The organism is Bradyrhizobium lablabi (genome assembly GCF_018129385.1).
In the GTDB taxonomy this organism is placed as follows: Bacteria; Pseudomonadota; Alphaproteobacteria; order Rhizobiales; family Xanthobacteraceae; genus Bradyrhizobium; species Bradyrhizobium lablabi_C.
In genome coordinates this window covers 538,367-558,636 of the sequence record NZ_JAFCLN010000002.1, presented here as the reverse complement: position 1 = coordinate 558,636, position 20,270 = coordinate 538,367, and the positions used below count along the sequence as shown (strand labels likewise).

Here is a 20,270-nt window from a genome sequence, read left to right as displayed (position 1 = left end):
CCCGGGGCACAAGCCGACGGGAACGCGCGCGTGTCATCCGGATTTGGCGAACACCACCTGACGCACGTCGATATTCCCCGACAGAAATCCGGCCTCGCAATAGGCGAGGTAGTATTCCCACAGCCGCTTGAAGCGGTCGTCGAAGCCGAGCGGCTTCAGGTTCGGCCACGCCTCGCGGAAATTGCTGCGCCAGGTCGAAAGCGTCTTGGCATAATCTTCCCCGAAAATGCGCTCGCGGATGACCGGCACGCCGAACTTTTCGCCGAGCGCTTTGAGCACCTGCGGCGAGGGCAACATGCCGCCGGGAAAAACGTAGCGCTGGATGAAGTCGACCTCGCGCCGGTAGGCGGCGAACAGGCTGTCCTGGATGGTGATGGCCTGGATGCCGGCGAGCCCGCCTGGCAGCAGGCGGTCGCGTAGCTGCGAGAAGTATTTCGGCCAGAACTGCTCGCCGACCGCTTCGATCATCTCGATCGAGGCGATGCGGTCATACTGGCCGCGCTCGTCGCGATAGTCCTGTAGGCGGATCTCGACCTTTTCCGAAAGTCCCGCCCGCTGGATGCGGGCTTGCGCAAAATCGCGCTGCTCCCGGCTGATGGTGAGGCCTACCACCTTTGCGCCCTGCTTGGCGGCAAACTCCGCAAAGCCGCCCCAGCCGCAGCCGATCTCCAGCAATTTCTGGTCGGGGCGCAGATCGATCGCTTCGGCAAGCCGGCGATACTTGTTGTTCTGCGCCGAGGTCAGGTCCGGCGTGTGATCTTCATACAGCGCCGACGAATAGGTCATGCTCGGATCGAGCCATGCCGAGTAGAAGGCGTTGCCGATGTCGTAATGCGCATAGATGTTGCGGCGGGCCTGCCGCCTGGTGTTGCGGTTGAACCAGTGCCTGACGATCTGGACCGAGCGCATCACCGGATTGCCGACCAGCATCTTCTGCATCCAGTCCTGGTTGACGCAGAACAGATACAGGAACTGCGTCAGGTCGGGCGTATCCCATTCGCCGCGCAGATAGGCTTCGGCAATGCCGATATCGCCGCCGCGCAGCAGGCGCGAGGCAAAGGCGAAATCATGGACGTTCATGGCGGCTGATGGTCCCGGCCCGTTGCCGCCAAGCCGAACCGTGCGGCCGTCGGGCAGCGTCACGTCCAGCGTGCCGCGCTGAAGTTTGGCGCCGTAACTGAGCGCCAGGCGGACCACGCGCGGCAGGTCGGGCGGCAGTTTGTCTGCGGTATCAGAAGTGATCGCGATCAATTCGGGCATGGCCGATCCCATCCACAGGCCTCGCCCTTCGGTCCAAATTTCCCCGTGACAGATCGGCTAGTCCGACCCCCACTGGACCAGAGCGCCTTGGCGCGGGCAGGCAACGCCAGCGTAACATAATTGTTCCCGTCGGGAACCGACAAGGTGTCGCGCGCTTCGTTCGCATTTGCGGAATCAGGACGCGGCACGATGGTGGCATATCGTTGCCTCGACAAAAGGCAAAGGAGAGGCGGGCAAGAGTTCTTCTATCGCGGCGGCCGCAAATCAATTTGGCTGCACTGATGACGAGTCCCTGAGGCATCGTCGGCGATTCCCGTTCCGATGACCGCGATCCGCATTCCAGTGGCTCTCGCTTGCGCCATCGAGATTCGGCGCGGCGGGGCCTTGCGCCGCGAGTGCCTCCGAAACCGGGGAAAATCCCCATGAAATCTTGGTAATCCTTTTCCCTTTCAGACTGTCTCGAATCGCGAGAAGTGCCCATAAAATAAGGAGAAGTAAGCTATCCGGCTTCGCCTTCCGGCACTCAAACAGCAACGCGCGTCAAGGTCTGCGGGACTGGGCGCGTCGGGATCGCAAGGGTAGGATGGCGTTCCGGTTCCATCGGATGCATCACCGTGTTCGCCTTGCAGAAATGCCCTTCAGAAATCGTCCGCGCCCGGGCCGGATGCGATTCGGTGCGGCTGCGGGGCACGCTACTGAGGCGGGGAGAGCGGGGGTGACCCAAAGCGTCATGGGGACGGGCGCCGCGGGGCTGAATTTGACAGGACGCGATCTAGGAAGGCCCGATTTAGGAAGGGCTGGGCGCCTGGCGGGATGGCTTGCCGTGCTTTGTCTTGCGCTGAGTTCGTCAGGCTGCCTGCTGACCAAGGATCTGCCCGATCCTGCGCTGGATATCCCGCCGGCTTACAAGCAGGCCGGCAAGAAGAATCCGCTCGATGCCCCGCCGACGCTGGACTGGTGGCACGGATTCCGCTCGTTGGAGCTCACGCATCTGATGGAGGAAGCACAGACCGTCAACCTCGACATTGCAGCGGCCACTGCGCGCTTCCAGCAGGCCGATGCACAGGCGCGCATCGCCGGCGCCGTGCTGCTGCCGGCACTACAGCTCAACGGTTCGGAGAGCTATTCGCGCACCTCGGGCTCGAGCCAGAGCGGCCTCTCCATCGGCGGGCGCGAGGTCGTCAATTATTCGGCTTCGCTCAGCGCCAGCTACGAGCTCGATTTCTGGGGCAAGAATCGCGACGCCGCGCAGGCGGCGGAAGAGACGGCGATCGCCAACCGCTTCGACCGCGACGTGGTGGCACTGACCACGCTGACCAGCGTCGCCACCGCCTATTTCCAGGTGCTGGCCTCGCAGGATCGCCTCAAGGTCGCCCAGCGCAACATCGCCAGCGCCACCCGCATCCTCGATGCGATCAAGCAGCGGCTCTCCGCCGGCACCGGCACCGATCTGGATGTGGCGCAGCAGGAGAGCGTGCTCGCCAACCAGCGCGCGCTGGTGCCGCCGCTGCGGCAGACGCTGGACCAGAACATCAACGCGCTCGCAACGCTGGTGTCGCGCCCGCCGGAGAGTGTCCGTGTCGCGGGCGGCACGCTGGATCGGATTGCAATCCCGCGCGTCACGCCCGGGCTGCCGTCCGAGATCCTGACGCAGCGTCCGGACATCAGGCGGCAGGAGGCGCAACTGGCTTCCGCTACCGCCAATGTCGGCAATGCGCGGGCGCAGTTCTTCCCGAGCATCCAGCTCACCGGGCAGGGCGGCTATCAGAGTTCGTCGCTGTCGTCGCTGTTCCAGCCGCATGCGGCGTTCTTCAGCATGGTCGGCAGCCTGACCCAGCCGATCTTCGACGGCGGACGGATTCTGGGCAATTTCGAGTTTACCAAGGCGAGACAGGACGAGTTGCTCCAGACCTACCGCAAGACGGTGGTGCAGTCCTTTGCCGACGTCGACAATGCCCTGACGTCGATTCGCGAAACCACCATCAGGCTGCGGCTACAGCGCGACGTCGTCGCCTCGTCGCGCCGGGCCTTTCAACTGGCCGGGGATCAGCTCCGGGCCGGAACAGCCGACATCGTAACCGTGCTAAACGTACAACTGACATTGTTCCAGGCTGAGGACGCGCTGGTGCAGGCACAACTGGCGCGCCTGCTCGCGATCATCAGCCTTTATCAGGCGCTGGGGGGCGGCTGGGAGCCGAGGATGGAAAGGCCGGTCGATGCTCTTTAAGCCGGAATTGAACGAGACCGCGAAAGCCGCCGGCAGAAGCGTCGTGCGCAGCGTGCTGCGGCGAATGGTGTCGCTCACCATCCTGCTGCTGATCCTCGGCGGGCTCGGTTACATCGGCTGGCTGGCCTATCAGCCGAAGCAGGGCGGCGCCGGCCGCAACGGTCCGCCGCGCGATCTTCCCGTGCCGGTGCTGGCGGCGACGCCGCGCGTGCAGGATGTGCCGGTTTATCTCGATGGCGTCGGCTCGGTGCGCGCGCTCAATACGGTCACCGTGCGCGCGCAGGTCGACGGCAAGCTGCTCGCGGTCAATTTCGTCGAGGGGCAGGACGTCAAGAAGGGCGATGTGCTCGCCGAGATCGATCCGGCGATCTATCAGGCGCAATACGACCAGGCGGTAGCGAAGAAGGCGCAGGACGAAGCGATGCTGGTCAACCAGAAGCTCGATCTGGCGCGCTATCAGCAGCTTGCGGCGTCCAATGCCGGCTCCAAGCAGCAGGCCGACACGCAAAAGGCGCTGGTCGCGCAGCAGGAAGCGCTGATCAAGGCCGATCAGGCAGCGATCGACAATGCGGCGGCGACGCTTAGCTACACCAAGATCGTCGCGCCGCTGACGGGGCGCGCGGGCCTGCGCCAGGTCGACCAGGGCAATATCATCAAGGCCTCTGATACGACGGGCCTGGTGATCCTGACGCAGCTACAGCCGATCGCGGTGTGGTTCAGCCTGCCGCAGCAGCAGATCGTGCGCGTGAACGCCGCCGCCGCCAAGGGCCCGCTCTCCGTCGACGTGTTCGGCAATGACGGCGTCACCGTGGTCGACACCGGCATCCTGAGAGGCATCGACAACCAGGTCGATCCCACCACCGGCACGCTGAAGCTGAAGGCCGAATTCCCCAATAGCAATTTCCAGCTCTGGCCGGGGCAGTTCGTCAACGTGCGGCTCAAGGTCGAGACGCTGCCGAAATCGATCGTCATTCCGACATCGGCCGTGCAGCGCGGACCCGCCGGCACGTTCAGCTACGTCATTGGCGAGGGCGACATCGCCACGGCAAAGCCGATCGTGGTGACGCAGCAGAACGAGCACGATGCCGTCATCGCGAGCGGCATCTCGACCTCCGATCGCGTGGTGACGACCGGGTTTGCCAACCTGTCTGACGGCGCGAAGGTGTTCATCGGCAAGGATGACGCCGCGCCGTCAGCCGATCTCGCGCCGCGCAAGCGCAGCCGCAGTCCGGATGCCAAGGGCACCGATAAGGGCGGCGGTCCGGCCAGGGAGGGCGAGCATCGCGGCCGGCGCGGCGAGGGCGATCAGAAGGGGCAGACCGGCCCGGCTCCGGCAAGTCCGTCGTCCGGCACTGCCAAACAGTAAACGCGTGACAACAGCGAGCGCGCCATGAGCGTCTCCGAACCATTCATCCGCCGGCCGATCGCGACGTCCCTGCTCGGGATCGCGCTGATGATCGGCGGCGCGCTGGGCTACTGGGCGCTGCCGGTCTCGGCGCTGCCGCAGGTCGATTTCCCGACCGTGCAGGTGACGACGCAACTGCCGGGCGCGAGTCCGGATGTGGTGGCTTCGCTGATCACCGCGCCGCTGGAGCGCCAGCTCGGGCAGATTCCGTCGCTATCCGCGATGCAGTCGACCAGCTCGTTCGGCGTCAGCCAGATATCGCTACAGTTCGATCTCAACCGGGACATCGACGGCGCGACGCAGGACGTGCAGGCCGCAATCAACGCCGCCGCCGGAATCCTGCCGCGAACCCTGCCGTATCCGCCGGTTTACGCCAAGGTGAATCCGGCCGATGCGCCGGTGCTGACGCTGGCGCTGACGTCCGAGACGATCTCGCTGCGCGCCATGAGCGACATCGCCGACACTGTTTTGGGCCAGCGCCTTGCCCAGATTTCCGGCGTCGGACGGGTGTCGATCCTCGGCGGCCTGAAGCCCGCTATCCGTGTGCAGGCCGATCTGGCGCGACTCGCCGCCTACGGCATCTCGATGGAGGATTTGCGCAACGCGATTGCCGGCGCCAATGTTTCGGGGCCCAAAGGCTCGCTCGACGGCGCGCAGCAGTCCTATACCATTGCCGCCAACGACCAGATCGCGGCGGCGGAAGCCTACAAGCCGATCATTATCGCCTATCGCAACGGCTCTCCGGTGACCATCGGCGACGTCGCCGTGATCGTCGACGGGCTGGAGAATGACCGCACCGGCGGCTGGTACCAGGGCACGCCGGCGGTGATCATCGACATCCAGCGCCAGCCCGGCGCCAACGTCATCGAGGTGGTGCGCCAGATCCGCGATGAGATCCCGAAGCTGCAACGCCTGATTCCGGCCGGCGTCAATCTGCACATCGTCAGCGACCGCACCGTCACGATCCGAGCCTCCGTGCGCGACGTGCAGTTCACGCTGATCCTTTCCGTCGTGCTGGTGACGCTGGTCGTGCTGCTGTTCCTGCGCTCGCTGCGGGCAACGTTGATCGCGGGCGTGGCGCTGCCGCTGTCGCTGATCACGAGCTTCGGCATCATGTATTTTGCCGGCTTCTCGCTCGACAATCTGTCGCTGATGGCCCTGACCATCGGCACCGGTTTCGTCGTCGACGACGCCATCGTCATGATCGAGAACATCGTCCGTCACATGGAAGACGGCGATTCTGTGATGGAGGCCTCGCTCAAGGGCGCCAGCGAGATCGGCTTTACCGTGATCTCGCTGACGGTGTCGCTGATCGCGGTGTTCATCCCGCTGCTGTTCATGTCGGGACTGGTCGGCCGCATGTTCCGCGAGTTCGCGCTGACGCTGACGATCGCGGTGGTGACGTCAGCCATCGTCTCGCTGACGCTGACGCCGATGATGTGCTCGCGGATGCTCAAGCATCTGCACGAGGAAATGGCGGTTCCCGGCCTTGCCACCATCAGCCGCGGCATCGACCGCATGGTCGAATTCTATCACCGCACGCTGTTGTGGGTGTTGCGGCACCAGCGCGCGACGCTCGCGGTGACCTTCGCCACCATCGTGGCCACGCTGCTCATGTATGTGATCGCGCCGAAGGGATTTTTGCCGCTCCAGGACACCGCCTCGATCACGGCAGTGACCGAGGCCGGGGCCGATGTCTCGTTCGCGGAAATGACGAGCCGGCAGGCGAGGGCGGCGGCCGAGATCAAGGCCGATCCCGATGTGATCGGCGTCGTCTCGGTGATCGGCGCAGGATCGGTCAACCCGACGACGAATGTCGGGCGTCTCGTGATGACGTTAAGACCGCGCGGCGAACGCCACGACGATATTTCCGTCGTGGTGAACAGGCTGAAGCGGCGCGTCGCCGACATCCCCGGCATGACCATCTACTTCCAGCCGGTGCAGGACGTGCAGATCTCGACCCAGTCGAGCCGCTCGCAATACCAGTACACGCTGACCGGGACCGACGCTGCGGAAGTGAGCCTTTGGGCCGGCAAACTCGTTGCCGAGATGCGCAGGGATCCCCTGTTCCGCGACGTCTCGTCGGAAGCGCAGGAAGGCGGCCTGCGCGCCGCGCTCGACATCAACCGGCAGCGCGCCGGCCAGCTCGGCGTCAGCCTTCAGGCCGTCAACGACACGCTCAACGACGCCTTCGCGCAGAGGCAGATTTCGACCATCTACGGCCAGGCCAACCAGTACCGCGTGGTGCTGGAGGCGCTGCCGATGTACCAGCGCGATCCCTCGATCCTGTCAAAACTCTATCTGCCGGGAGCGGCGGGCACCGCCGGCGGTCCCGGCGCGCAGGTGCCGCTCTCGGCAGTGGCGACGCTGACGCGCACCACCGCACCGCTCGCGATCTCGCATCTGGCGCAATTCCCGGCCGTCTCGCTCAGCTTCAATCTCGCTCCGGGCGAGGCACTCGGCGACGCGGTCGAGGCGGTGAAGGCGATCGAGAAGAGGATCGGCATGCCCGCCAGCATCGCCGGTGTCTATTCGGGTGACGCGGCGGAGTTCGCAAAATCGCTGGCCGGGCAGCCCTGGCTGATCCTAGCCGCGATCGTCACGATCTACATCGTGCTCGGCGTGCTCTATGAGAGCTACATCCACCCGATCACCATCCTGTCGACGCTGCCGTCGGCGGGCATCGGCGCGATTCTCGCACTGATGCTGTGCGGCCAGGATCTGTCCGTGATCGGCCTGATCGGCATCATCCTCTTGATGGGCATCGTCAAGAAGAACGCGATCATGATGATCGACTTTGCGCTGGAGGCCGAGCGGCATCGGGGCATGTCGGCCTATGATGCGATCGTGCAGGCTTGTCTCCTGCGCTTCCGCCCCATCATGATGACGACGCTGGCAGCGCTGTTCGGTGCGCTGCCGCTCGCGATCGAAAGCGGCACCGGCGCCGAACTGCGCTTTCCGCTCGGCATTTCCATCATCGGCGGTTTGCTGCTCAGCCAGGTGCTGACGCTCTACACCACGCCGGTGATCTATCTCGCGCTCGACCGGCTCAATCGTAGGATCGAGCAGGCGGTGCCCGATCCCGGACCGTCCGGCCGGCCGGTGCCGGGGGCCACCGAAGGGATGCAGTGATGGTCTCGATATCCGAGCCCTTCATCAAGAGGCCGGTCGGCACCACGCTGCTGGCAATCGGCCTGTTCCTGCTCGGCATCGTCGCCTACCGGTTCCTCCCCGTCGCTTCCGTCCCGAATGTCGACTTCCCGATGATCATGGTCTCGGCAACGCGTCCGGGCGCCGACCCGTCGGTGATGGCCGCGACCGTCGCCGCACCGCTGGAACGAAAGCTCGGCCAGATAGCGGGCGTCGAGCAGATCACTTCGACCAGTTCGCTCAGCAATACCAGGATTCAGCTCCAGTTCTCGATCGGGCGCGACATCGACCGCGCCGCGCGCGACGTGCAGGCGGCGATCAACGCTTCGCTGGCGGACCTGCCGAGCGACCTGCCGACGCTGCCGCGATTCCGCAAGGCCAATCCGGCGGCGGCGCCGGTCTTCGTGCTGGCGCTGACCTCGAAGACGATTTCGACCAGCGCGATGTATGACGTCGCCGACACGGTGCTGGCCCAGCGGATATCGCAGGTGCCGGGCGTCGGCGAGGTCACTGTGTCAGGCGCGGACCAGCCCGCGGTGCGCATCGCGCTCAATCCGGTGGCGCTGTCGAATGCGGGGATTGCCACGGATGACGTCCGGCAGGCGATCGTCAATGCCAATCCGCTCGGTCCCGTCGGCATTTTCAACGGCGACCGCCAGAGCGAGACGCTCTCGATCAACCGCCAGATGCGCACCGCCGCGGAATTCCGCGACATCGTCATCAAGAGTTCTAGCGGCAATTTTGTGCGGCTGTCCGACGTTGCCGACATCGAGGATTCCGTTCGCAACAGCCGCTCGATTGCCTGGTTCAACAAGCAGCCGGCGGTCCTGATCCAGATCACCAAGCAGGGCGATGCCAACGTCATCGACACCGTCGACCGGGTGAGGGCGCTGATCCCCGAGATCAAGCAATGGATTCCGGCCGGCGTCGAAATCTCCACGCTGGTCGACCGCACCGGCACCATCCGCGCCAGCGTGCTCGACATGCAGTTCACGCTGCTGGCGACCGCCTTCCTGGTGATGTTCGTGGTGTTTGTATTCCTGCGCAGGATGACGCCGACCATCGCGGCAGGCATCTCGGTGCCGCTGGCGCTCGCCGGCACCTGCGCCGGGATGTGGCTCGCCGGCTTTTCGATCGACAACCTCTCCCTGATGGCGCTCGCCATCTCGGTCGGCTTCGTGGTCGACGACGCCATCGTCATGATCGAGAACATGTACCGCAATCTCGAGCAGGGCATGGCGCCTTATCCGGCGGCGCTCGAAGGAGCCAAACAGATCGGCTTCACTGTCGTGTCGATCAGCCTGTCGCTGATCGCCGCCTTCACGCCGCTGATCTTCATGGACGGTCTGGTCGGCCGGCTGCTGCGCGAATTTTCGCTGACGCTGACGTTCGCGATCCTGTTTTCCACCCTGGTGTCGCTGACCATCACGCCGATGATCTGCGCCCACTACATCAGGGAGGCCACGTCGGACCGGGCGACCTGGTTCGACCGGCTGGTCGAGGGCACGCTGTCGGCGATGGTGCGTTTCTACACGCGCACGCTTCGGGTCGTGCTCGGCTTTCCGTTCCTGACATTGATCGTGTTCTTTGCCACCATCGCGCTGACGGTGGTGCTGTATATCAAGACGCCGAAGGGCTACTTTCCGACCGACGATTCCGGCTTCGTCATCGGCTCGACCCGCGCCTCGGCCGATATTTCATTCCAGGCGATGCTGAAATTGCAGCAGCAGCTTGCCGATATCGTGATGGCCGATCCGGCGGTGGCCGGCATCGGCTCTTCGCTGGGCAGCGGCGGCGGGCCCGGCGGCGGCACCTCCAACCGCGGCACCATGTTCATCAGCCTGAAGCCGCCGGAAGAGCGCGGCGCCACCACCGCGCAGGTGATCGATCGCCTGCGGCGCGAACTCTATCGCGTCGCAGGCATCCGCCTGTTCATGTTCGCGGCCCAGGATATCCGCACCGGCGGCCGCCAGAGCGATTCCGATTACCAGTACACGCTGTCCAGCACCGATCTCGATCTGTTGCAGAAATGGGCGCCGATCGTCGCCAAGCGCATGGAGACGGTCGAAGGCATCACCGACGTGTCGTCGGACCGCGATCCCGGCGGGCTGCAACTGACGCTGAAGATCGATCGGCAAAAAGCGTCGTCGCTCGGCGTGCGCGTGCAGGACATCGACAACGCGCTCAATAACGCCTTCGCGCAGCGGCAAATCTCGATCATCTATACCCAGCGCAACCAGTACATGGTGGTGCTGGAGATCGATCCGAAATTCCAGAGCGATCCCTCCAACCTCGAACGCATCTATGTCGCCGGCGCCGGCGATGCACAGGTACCGCTGTCGGCGGTGGTGCGCTACGAGCGCGGCCTGTCGCCGCTGGCGGTGTACCATTCGCAGTCCTTCCCCTCGACGACGGTGTCGTTCAACCTGATGCCGGACGTTCCGCTGGAGGTCGCGACCACGAATATCCAGCGCGCGGTCGACGAATTGCACATGCCCGAGGGCATCCGCGGCAGCTTTGACGGCAACGCCGGCGATTTCAGAAAGACCAGCGGCCGGCAGCCGCTGCTGATCCTCGGCGCGCTGGTGGCGATGTATATTGTGCTAGGGGTGCTCTACGAGAGCCTCGCCCATCCCCTGACCATCATCTCGACATTGCCGTCGGCAGGCCTCGGCGCGCTGCTGGCGCTGCAAATCACCAATACGCCGCTGACCGTGATCGCCTTTGTCGGCATCATCCTCTTGATCGGCATCGTCAAGAAGAACGGAATCATGATGGTGGACTTCGCGCTTGACGCCGAACGGCATCGCGGCCTGTCGTCGGCCGACGCCATCTTTGAAGCCTGTAGCGCGCGCTTCCGCCCCATTCTGATGACCACGATGGCGGCGCTGTTTGCCGGCATTCCGCTTGTCATCGCGACCGGTCCGGGCACCGAGCTGCGCCGCCCGCTCGGCATCACCATCATCGGCGGATTGTTCGTCTCGCAGATCCTGACGCTCTACACGACGCCGGTGATTTACCTGCTGATCGACCGGCTGCGGCGGCGGCAGGAGCCGAGGGCGGTGGCGGCGCCGGCGGAATGACCTTGAATAGCGGGCCATAACGCGTATAGCGGGCCCATGCCGGAACAAACCGAACCCGCCGAGCTGCTCGCCGACTGCCCGCATTGCGGCAAGCCGATGCCGCTGTGCATCTGCGACAGCGTCACGCCGATCGAGAACCGCATCTCGCTCCTGATCCTCCAGCACCCGCAGGAGCAGGACAGGGCGCTCGGCACTGCACGACTAACGGCGCATCACTTTGCAAATGCCGTCGTGAAGATCGGCCTGTCCTGGCCAAGCCTCTCCAAGGCGCTGGGACGTCCCGTGTCCGATCCCTCGCGCTGGGCCGTTCTCTATCTCGGTTCCGCGACGGTGGAGAATTTCGGTACCGACGCCGAAATCGTCGCCATCAACCGCAAGGGCGAGATGGAGCAGGGGCAGCGCGCCATCCTGAACGGCATCGAAGGCGTCGTGCTGCTCGACGGCACCTGGAGCCAGGCCAAGGCGCTGTGGTGGCGCAACGCCTGGATGCTGAAATGCCAGCGTGTGATTCTCGGCCCCAAACATCCCTCGCGTTACGGGCAACTGCGGAAAGAACCGCGCCGCGACGGGCTTTCCACCATCGAGGCGGCCGGCCTGCTGCTCGGCGCGCTCGAAAAGCGGCCAGACATCACCGCGGCGCTCGATGGCAGCTTCGGACGAATGCTGGCGCAGTATCGCGAGGTCCAGCGCACGATGCCGGAATTGGCGCCAAAGCCGAAGAAACGCGATTTCCGTCGCCGGAAGCGGGGCTGATATCGACGCTTCGAGCGCGTCAAAAGAGAGGAAGCTCTCGGTTGCCTATATCAGGCAGGGTGTATATGAGTGCCCCATGGGGCCACGTGGCGGAGTGGTTACGCAGCGGTCTGCAAAACCGTTTACTCCGGTTCAATTCCGGACGTGGCCTCCATCCAACTATTTGAAAATATTTCAAAAATACCGTCCTGATCTGTTCCGTTGACGGAACCCCCGGTGATGACGCAAGCGCCCGAGCGCGGCAGGTTCCGGCAGATGTCGGGGGCAATCGCCACTGGTCTAGTGGTGACGATCCTGACGCTTGCGGCGCTCGAAATCGTTCTCCGCATCGCCGACTTTCGGGAATTGCGCCAAGGCGTGAGCGAGCGGTCGCTCAGCTATCGCTATGACGCGGAACTGGGATGGACGGCAATTCCCGGTTCGGCTTCGACCGCCACCAATGCCCGCACCGTTGCCGTCCGCCACAACAGTCTTGGCTTGCGCGACGAGGAATTTGCGCCGGACGGCAAGCCGACCATTCTGTTCCTCGGCGATTCCTTTGTCTGGGGGCTGGATGCCGAACCCCACGAGCGCTTTTCCGAGCTGTTGAAGCCGCGCATCCCGAGCCACAGGATTCTCGCGGCCGGGATTTCCGGCTACGGCACCGACCAGGAATATCTGCTGCTGCAAAAGCTCTGGCCGCAGGTCAAGCCGGCGATCGTTGTGCTGGTGTTCTGCACCATGAACGATCGGGGAGATAACAGCACCAACATCCGTTACGAGGGCTATCACAAGCCGTACTTCGTCACCGCTGCGGATGGCTCGCTCGAACTGAAGGGGCAGCCCGTTCCGCTGTCGCGCCTGCAATACATCAACGAGGTCTGGTGGGTCCGCAACATCTGGTTGGGAAGGCTGGCCAACGCGGTCTACCTGAAGATACGCCATCCGAAGCTGGAGGTGCCGGATCCGACCGAGCGGCTGGTCGACAGCATTGCTGAATTCGTCTCGTCCAAGGGCGCGAAATTTTTCGTCGGCCTACAGGCAACGGACAAGGAACTCATCGAGCACCTGCAAGCGCGCAATATTCCCTTCGTCAATCTTGAAGGCGCGCCGTTTTATCCGGGTGCATCGGTTGGCGGTCACTGGACCCCCGAGGGTCAGAAAGTCGTGGCCGATCGGCTGTTCGACCTTTTGTCTGCCAGCAAGGCGATTCCGGCAAACTGATTCCAGTCCTGCTGCGCACTTGCTTTGGCATTGTCCCGATTCAGGACTCCAGCCATTCGGCCATTGTGAATTACCGCACACTCGGCAACGTCATTATCGCGTACAGATTGTAGAAGGCGGTCAATGCTTGACCCCGCGATGGCGGTCATACGAAACTGGTCCAACGGACAGTCGACAACCGGAGCGAAAGGGGCGCGACTGTGGCGGATATTTTTGTTTCCTACGCGCGCGACGATGATCTTCCGCCGCCGGACAGGCCGGATCGAAAAGGCTTTGTCTCGTTCCTGTACGACTCCGTTCAGTACGAATTTCGCGACCTCGGCCCCAACCGTCCGAAGATATGGCGGGACATCAACCGCATTTCGGACGGCGACCAGTTTACGCCCGAACTGGAAGGCGCATTGCAGCAGGCGTCCATCCTCCTCGTCGTTCTCTCGCCAAACTGGATGGCGAGCCAGTGGTGCAACCGGGAACTCCAGACATTCGCCAGGTATCACGGCTCCGATCCCCAATGCATCGTCGTCGTGAGCAAGCACCATATCGATTTCGACCAGCGGCCTGCGTTGTTGCAGGGACAAACCGGTTTCGAATTCTATGTGCGGAACAAGGACCCCGACGACATTGCCGGCGACACCGAGTTCTTTGACCGCGGCGAAGCCCGCGATGAACGCTACTGGGAAAAGGTCAAGGCACTCGTCGCGCATTTGCTGAAGCGCAAGCCTCCGCCGCCTCCGCCGCCGCCTTATCCGCCGAGCGGCAGGACGATCTACGTCGCCAAGCCCGCATCCGACATGCGCGCAAGCTATGACCGGATCGTCAGCGAGCTGATCGGCCGGGGGCACACCGTCGTGCCGCCGCCGGCCGAGGAGATTCCGCTCAACAATGCGGTCGAGATCATCGACAAGGCGCTGTCGAGCGCGGAAATTTCGATTCACGTCCTCGGCGAGAAGGCGGGCCAGGCGCCGGAAGACCAACTGCCGATGGTCAAGCTTCAGCTCGCGCGCGCCGCCGAAACGGCGGGCGCCGACGGCAGCGGTAAATTCCACCGGCTCGTGTGGGCTCCTTCGCTTTGGGCGGCGCCGGCAGCAGTGGCCGGCCAGCCTCCGGAGGAGGTGGTGCGGCATCCCGTCGACGTGCTGGCGCGGTTCGACCGCCAGTTGCCTTCCGACAAGGTCGAAGGCGACAGCCTCAGCAAATTCGTCGACTTCATGAACCAGCACCTGGCCGCAATTGCGCCGCCACGACCGCTGTCGGCGCTGGCGGGCACGAGGAGCGGCGACATATCGCTCTACCTCTATCACTCGCAGGAGGACAGCGATTATGCGCTCAACCTTGCGGCGGCGCTCCAGCAGCGCAAACTCGATGCATTACTTCCCGTATTCGACGGGCCTGATGCCGAGATCAAGAGCTTTAACGGCAAGCAGCTTGCGCAATGCGACGCGGTGATCCTGTGCTGGGCGGCCGCGTCGGAAGTCTGGGTGCGCGCCCAGGCAAGCGCGTTGCGCAACTGGCAGGAGCTCGGCCGCAAGCAACAGTTCTCCTATCGGGCGGTGGTCGCCGCGCCGCCACCCGGCGTGCGCAAGAAGAACGGCAAGCTGCTGTTCCCGCGCAGTGACATCGACCTTTGGATCGACCTGTCCGACAAGGACATTCCGAGCGCCGACCTGCTCGATGTGCTGGTGCCGGCCGCGCATGCGGGCGGTCCGTGAACGCCCCGGTGCAATTCCTGGCGACGTCGGCCGCGTCTCCCTTTCCCGGCCTCCGCCCGTTCGCCTATCAGGACCATGAGTATTTTTTCGGGCGCGAGGATCAGATATTTGCGCTCTACCGTCTGATCGACCGGTCGCGCTTCATCGCGGTGGTGGGAAGCTCCGGCAGCGGGAAATCGTCGCTGGTCCGCGCCGGACTGTTGCCGCTGCTCGACCTCGAGACAAAGGATTCCGGCGGACGCAACTGGCTGTGGCGCGAAATGCGGCCGGGCGATGCGCCACTTCAGCGGCTGGCCAATCTGCTCGCGAGCCTGTCGACCGCTGACGATCCGGCCGTCGCATCCGGCCGTCGCGAACGGATCGCGATGCAGTTGCAGCGATCGAGCTTTGGCATATCGGAGGCGCTTTCCGAAACCAGCGGCGCGACCGGCAAGACGCTGGTCATTGTCGTCGACCAGTTCGAGGAGTTGTTTCGCTACGCCGCTGCGGGCGCGGCGCGGACCAATCTGACTGCGGAAGACGCGCGCGCCCGCGACGAGGCGGCGCAATTCGTCCAGCTCCTGCTCGAAGCGAGTAGGTCGCCGCTCCGGCAGATCAGTATCGTGCTGACCATGCGCTCCGACTTCATCGGCGATTGCGCGCGCTTTCACGGGCTTCCCGAGGCGGTCTGTGCGGCTCAATTCCTGGTGCCGTCATTGACCCGCGACCAGCTCGACGAGGTCATTCGGCGCCCCATCGAGAAAGCCGGCGCGACGATCGAGCCGGAACTGGTCGAGCGGCTGCTGAACGATTGCGGCACCGAACTCGATCAATTGCCGGTGTTGCAACATTGCCTGTCGCGGCTGTGGGAGGAGGCGGGAGAGTCGTTGGGCAAGATGACGCCGAGCTCTTCCGCGCCATCGGGCACACCGGGAAGCAGCGGCGGCGCCGGACGGCACCTGTCGCTGATTCATTACCGCAACATCGGCGGGTTCTCCGACGCCTTGTCGCGCCATGCCGACGAAATCCTGAAAGACCTCGGCCCGCGGCTTGGACTTGCGGTGACGCAGGTGTTCAGCGCGCTGTCCGAACTCGACAAGGAAGGCCGCGCCATCCGCCGCGCATTGCGGTTCGCGCAGCTTGTCGCGGAAACCGGTATTGACGAGGGCGATGTCCGGCGGGTGCTCGACCGGTTCCGTGCCGATGACTGCTCCTTCGTGGTGCCGCCGCGGTTCGACGTCAAATGGCTGGAGCCGGATACGCGCATCGATGTCGGGCACGAGGCCCTGTTGCGGCGCTGGGAGAAGGTGAGCGGCCACGGGGTAGAGCTCGGATGGCTGCGGGCCGAACAGCAGGCGGGCGAACGCTATCGCGGTCTGCTTGCGATAGCCGACAGCGGCGCCACGCTGCCGTCGCATCTGGTCGACGAGCGCCTGGCCTGGTGGAAGGCGCGGCCGCGAACCGCGGCCTGGGCCGAGCGATATGGCGGCGGTTTCGACCACGTGGTGCGGCTGCTTGAGACCTCGCAATGGAAGCAGCGGGTCAAGCGATGGAGTTTTGCGGCGACATTCCTGTTTGCCATCGGACTGGCCGTCCTGATGGGCTCGCTCTGGCAGCGCGCCAGCACCGCGCAAAGGGAGGCCGACGAAAGCCGCAAGACCGCACTCAATGCGACCAGTGAATCGGTCGGACGGCTGGGTGACTTCGTCAACAACGGCACGCTGTCGGCAAAAAACGCCGAGCAGCTTCTTGAAGACGCCAGGGGAACGCTGGAGGATCTGGCGAGGAACGAAAATCAGTCGCCGGATATCTCCGCGATCGAGATCGTGCTTCTGCTCAATTTCTCCGATGTGCGTGAGGCGCTGGGATATCATGACGACGCCTTGACGTACGCCGAACGCGCGCTCGCGATCGCGGGACGGCTGAACCGGCAATATCCCGATAACCAGGATGTTATGCGGCACATCTTCGCGGCGCGCTTTCGTATTGGCGACCAGAAAGCGGCCCGCAAGCAAAATGCGGAAGCCGCAACGCATTTCGCCATCGCGCTCGACTATGCGGAGAAGCGGGCCTCGCTCAAGTCGGGCGACCTGCAACGTCAGCGCGACATCGCGTTCATCCTCAACAAGCTCGCCGATCTCGACACGGTGAAGCATGACTGGAACACGGCGCTGGATCGCTATAACAGGGGCTTGAGGATCGCCGAGGCCGGCGCTGCGAAATATCCGATCGACGTCGCGACACAGAAGAGCCGAATAGCGCAATTGCTGAGCGACCGCGGCGAGCCGGAAGACGGACAGAAGGCGTTAGCGACATATCGCGAGGCGTTGGCGATCCAGACCGCGCTGCTGCGGGAAAAGCCCGACAATTCGACCCTGCTGTCGAACGCGGCGCTGACTCATCGGCGCATTGGCGGGCTGTTGAAGGCCGACCCCGCAGCGGCGCAGGCCGAATACCGGGCTGCGGTCGACATGCGCAAGACGCTCTACGAGAGGGATCCGGGTATCGTGCCGTGGCGAACCGGACTGGCGATGGATTACAAATTGCTTGGCGATACTCTGCTGGCCCAGAAGGATTTCAGAGGCGCGTTGCAGAACTATGCCGCCGCCGGTTCGATCGAGGAGGGCCTGCTCAAGAAGGAGCCCGACAACATCGCCTGGCAGCGCACGCATGCCATCACCAACACGAAACGAGGCGATATCCTGATCGCCCGGGCCAATGAGGCGCTGATCAATCCGGAGCCGGTTGTCGACGAAACGGTCCGCCGCATCGCCGATGCCTCGCTGCGATACCAGCGCGCCGCTGAAATTTTTGAAAAGCTCCTCGATCGGGAAGAAGCCGGTTCCGCGCGGTTTGCAAACCTGTTCTCGGTCAGGATCAAGCTTGGCGATGTGCTGGCGCGGCAGAACAAATATGGCGAGGCGCTCGATGCCTACCAGTCGGCACTGGCGGTTGCGACAAAGGCGCCCGCGACGCAGCCTGCCGCGGCGTGGCAGATCAAGGTCGCCGACATGATCGCGCAAGCCTGCGAATTCCTCGCGCACAGGGACGGCGATGGGACCGGCCGCAATCCCGCGCTCGCCGGCGCGGACGGGCCCGACGCCCTGACCTGCTATCAAAAAGCATCGGCGGCCATCGAGGCTGCCGCGGAGAGGGAGCCAGACGATTCGGCCGTGAAGGAGAAGAGGGCTGCGCTGTCGGCCAGAATCGAGGCGCTTCGCGCCGGAAAATGATCTTCAACCGTTTGCTGAACTTGCTTCAGCAGGCCGCGTACCAGCCTTCGGGAAACGGCAGCAGCGGCCAGGCCTTGCGCTGATTGTCGTTGGCGGCGCGTGGCGGCTGACGAACAGGCAATGGTTGGGCCACGAAATCCTCCTCGGGCAGCGCAATGGCCGTATTCACGGCGTCCAGCAACAGGTCGAACTCAACTTCACTCATCGCGCACTCCCGCCTTGGGCAGTGCACGGTCGCAAAACTGTCTTGTGGGCGAATTTAACGGATCGTTCGAATTTTAACGATCCGCCGATCGCGGTAACGACAGTAACTGAATGGTTGATCGCCCCTTTGGGACCGTAGTCCGGCCAGCGGGAGACCAAGTGTGAGAAAAATCACATTTCGCGAAAATAATTTGACGTATGCGCTCTGGTCAGCGGAGGCGCTGAGAAGCGCCGGCACGATCAGGGAGACGCAATCATGATGGCCGGATTTTCACGAATATCGAGCAGGGCCCGCACGCGTTGCGCGATCGGCTTGTTTCTCTCGCTGTTCGCAGCCGCGCCGGCGTCTGCGCAGTACCAGGGTACGGCCGAGCAGCGCCGCGCCTGCACGCCGGATGTCTATCGTCTGTGCGCCGGCGAAATTCCCAATGTCCGCGCCATCACGGCATGTCTGCGCCGGCAGCGGGGAAGCCTGAGCCCGGCATGTTCGGCGGCCTTCGAGCAGGCGCAGCGATAAGCGCAGCATCTGGTTCGCACCATCAGCCTTTAGCCGCGGCTGTGATGCCGCTTCGATTGGGCCGCCTCTGCCTCGGGCGCTCAATGCCTGAAACCTGGAGTAATCAAATTCCCGGAGTTGGATTCGAGCCAGCGATCGGTCGACCAACAGTCATTGAGCCCATCGTTTCTCGGCATCTCAACAGCATTTTACCCTAAGCGATGGATATCATTGACTTATCCACCAATGCCCAGCATTCCTGTACCATACCACCAAGCATTTCATTTACGGACAAAAATTGGCTGAGTTCGATATCAACGCAATCGCTTCGACCTTGAATGCTGCTGCGCTGGATCCCGATCGGTGGGATCATGCGATTGAGGCAATCGTCAAAGCCACAAGTTCTTTTGGGGCTATCATCTTTCCTGTCCGGGGCGCGCTACCGTTCGTTCCGGCAACCAAATCGATGGGAAAGGCATTTGAGGTATATGTTCGGGACGGATGGGTGCACCGGGATGAACGGATAATACGCGGCACAAATCGAATCTTCAGAAAGGCCGTCCTCACCGACAAGGACATAATGCCGGAGCAGGAAATCCGCCGGCATCCCTACTATCAGGACTTTCTCGGCCGAACGAACCTCAAAGGTTGGGTGGCAGTGCGGGTTGGCGTGGACGATCAGGTGTGGTCGCTCACCTTCCATCGCACCACGCAACAGGACGAGTTCTCGGCTGCCGAACTTCGCAATTTTGAAGAGCTATCGCGTCAACTGGCCAGTACCGCGCAAATAGCCAGCGCGCTTGCATTCGCCCGAGGCCAAGCGGCGCTTTCCACCTTCGAAATATCGGGAAAGGCCGCACTGCTGCTTAATCGTGGTGGAGAGGTCATTCTGGCAAACGCTGCCGCCGATCGACTCTTCGATGAGCACGTCAACATCTCCAAGAAGCGCCTCTTCTGTTCGGACCGCCAGGCTACGGATCGCTTCGAAAATGGCCTGAAGCGGCTGTTGTGGTCGGCAGACCAAGCCGGCGTACCCCCGATAGCGCTTCCACGCCCCGGCAAGAGCGCAGTCGCTGCGTATCTGATGAGGAGCTTTCAACTGGCCGATACGCCGCTCTCCACCTATCACGCGATTGCGGTTCTGGTTGATCCAGATGCAAGGCTGACGCCGGATATCGGTACTTTGAGAGCAATGCTCGACCTGACGCCTGCTGAAGCTCGCCTCGCCGTAGCATTGCAATCAGGTAACGATGTTAGTGAAGCGTCCGTTCAATTGCACATTTCGCCGGAGACCGCCCGCAAGCATTTGCGATCCATTTTTGCCAAGACCGGAACCAGGCGTCAGGCCGACCTTGTCGCTTTGATCTCCAATCTGCTGCCCGACGTCTGAAAGCTCTGACCGCTCAACAAATGGGCCCACATACCCCGTTTGGGGTATGAAAAGTGCGTCGGGGTGGGATACGCAGTTTTGAATATTTTTGCGACTGGCGTGATGCAATTGCCTCGTGTGGCGCCTGTGAAGTTGAAAATGCCGTTGTTCGATTATTTTTGCTTTCAAACGAATTGGC

General features: G+C 63.3%; 12 protein-coding genes and 1 tRNA gene. 11 read left to right on the top strand and 2 right to left on the bottom strand.

What is annotated here, in order from left to right:
- Positions 1 to 33: 33 nt before the first annotated feature.
- On the bottom strand, positions 34 to 1,260 hold the full coding sequence (locus JQ628_RS06035; RefSeq protein ID WP_212220713.1) for an SAM-dependent methyltransferase: 1,227 nt from the start codon (positions 1,258 to 1,260) through the stop codon (positions 34 to 36).
- A 664-nt stretch (positions 1,261 to 1,924) separates the two neighbouring features.
- Here JQ628_RS06035 and JQ628_RS06030 point away from each other — a divergent pair.
- The 9 genes from JQ628_RS06030 (at position 1,925) to JQ628_RS05990 (ending at position 18,002) form a co-directional block, all read left to right on the top strand.
- The gene (locus JQ628_RS06030; protein WP_433996108.1) at positions 1,925 to 3,487 is read left to right on the top strand and encodes an efflux transporter outer membrane subunit; all 1,563 of its coding nucleotides are present in this window, start codon (positions 1,925 to 1,927) and stop codon (positions 3,485 to 3,487) included.
- Positions 3,477 to 4,853 carry an efflux RND transporter periplasmic adaptor subunit gene (locus tag JQ628_RS06025; RefSeq protein WP_212220711.1) on the top strand — a complete coding sequence of 459 codons (1,377 nt, stop codon included), beginning with the start codon at positions 3,477 to 3,479 and terminating at the stop codon, positions 4,851 to 4,853. The genes JQ628_RS06030 and JQ628_RS06025 overlap by 11 nt, the downstream gene beginning before the upstream one ends.
- Positions 4,854 to 4,877: 24 nt before the next feature.
- Positions 4,878 to 8,024 (top strand): efflux RND transporter permease subunit, encoded by a 3,147-nt coding sequence (locus tag JQ628_RS06020; protein ID WP_212220708.1) that lies wholly within the window; start codon positions 4,878 to 4,880, stop codon positions 8,022 to 8,024.
- A complete protein-coding gene (locus JQ628_RS06015; protein ID WP_212220705.1) occupies positions 8,024 to 11,125 on the top strand; it encodes an efflux RND transporter permease subunit in 3,102 nt (1,033 codons plus the stop codon). The genes JQ628_RS06020 and JQ628_RS06015 overlap by 1 nt, the downstream gene beginning before the upstream one ends.
- A gap of 36 nt (positions 11,126 to 11,161) precedes the next feature.
- Positions 11,162 to 11,878: a tRNA-uridine aminocarboxypropyltransferase gene (locus tag JQ628_RS06010; RefSeq protein ID WP_212220702.1), complete on the top strand. Its 717-nt coding sequence runs from the start codon at positions 11,162 to 11,164 to the stop codon at positions 11,876 to 11,878.
- An 80-nt stretch (positions 11,879 to 11,958) separates the two neighbouring features.
- A tRNA-Cys gene (locus tag JQ628_RS06005) sits at positions 11,959 to 12,032 on the top strand.
- Positions 12,033 to 12,097: 65 nt separating this feature from the next.
- Positions 12,098 to 13,081, top strand: a complete 984-nt coding sequence (locus JQ628_RS06000) for an SGNH/GDSL hydrolase family protein (RefSeq protein ID WP_212220699.1) — start codon at positions 12,098 to 12,100, stop codon at positions 13,079 to 13,081.
- 200 nt (positions 13,082 to 13,281) lie between these two features.
- Positions 13,282 to 14,790 (top strand): TIR domain-containing protein, encoded by a 1,509-nt coding sequence (locus JQ628_RS05995; RefSeq protein ID WP_212220696.1) that lies wholly within the window; start codon positions 13,282 to 13,284, stop codon positions 14,788 to 14,790.
- Positions 14,787 to 18,002 (top strand): AAA family ATPase, encoded by a 3,216-nt coding sequence (locus JQ628_RS05990; protein WP_212220693.1) that lies wholly within the window; start codon positions 14,787 to 14,789, stop codon positions 18,000 to 18,002. The genes JQ628_RS05995 and JQ628_RS05990 overlap by 4 nt, the downstream gene beginning before the upstream one ends.
- Positions 18,003 to 18,027: 25 nt before the next feature.
- Here the strand turns inward: JQ628_RS05990 and JQ628_RS05985 are convergent, their stop codons facing one another.
- The gene (locus tag JQ628_RS05985; RefSeq protein ID WP_212220690.1) at positions 18,028 to 18,207 is read right to left on the bottom strand and encodes a hypothetical protein; all 180 of its coding nucleotides are present in this window, start codon (positions 18,205 to 18,207) and stop codon (positions 18,028 to 18,030) included.
- Positions 18,208 to 18,462: 255 nt separating this feature from the next.
- Between JQ628_RS05985 and JQ628_RS05980 the strand changes: the two genes are divergently transcribed.
- Both JQ628_RS05980 and JQ628_RS05975 read left to right on the top strand, forming a co-directional pair.
- Positions 18,463 to 18,723, top strand: coding sequence for a hypothetical protein (locus JQ628_RS05980; protein WP_212220688.1), 261 nt, complete (start codon positions 18,463 to 18,465; stop codon positions 18,721 to 18,723).
- A 277-nt stretch (positions 18,724 to 19,000) separates the two neighbouring features.
- Positions 19,001 to 20,092 carry a helix-turn-helix transcriptional regulator gene (locus tag JQ628_RS05975; RefSeq protein ID WP_212220685.1) on the top strand — a complete coding sequence of 364 codons (1,092 nt, stop codon included), beginning with the start codon at positions 19,001 to 19,003 and terminating at the stop codon, positions 20,090 to 20,092.
- Positions 20,093 to 20,270: the final 178 nt, after the last annotated feature.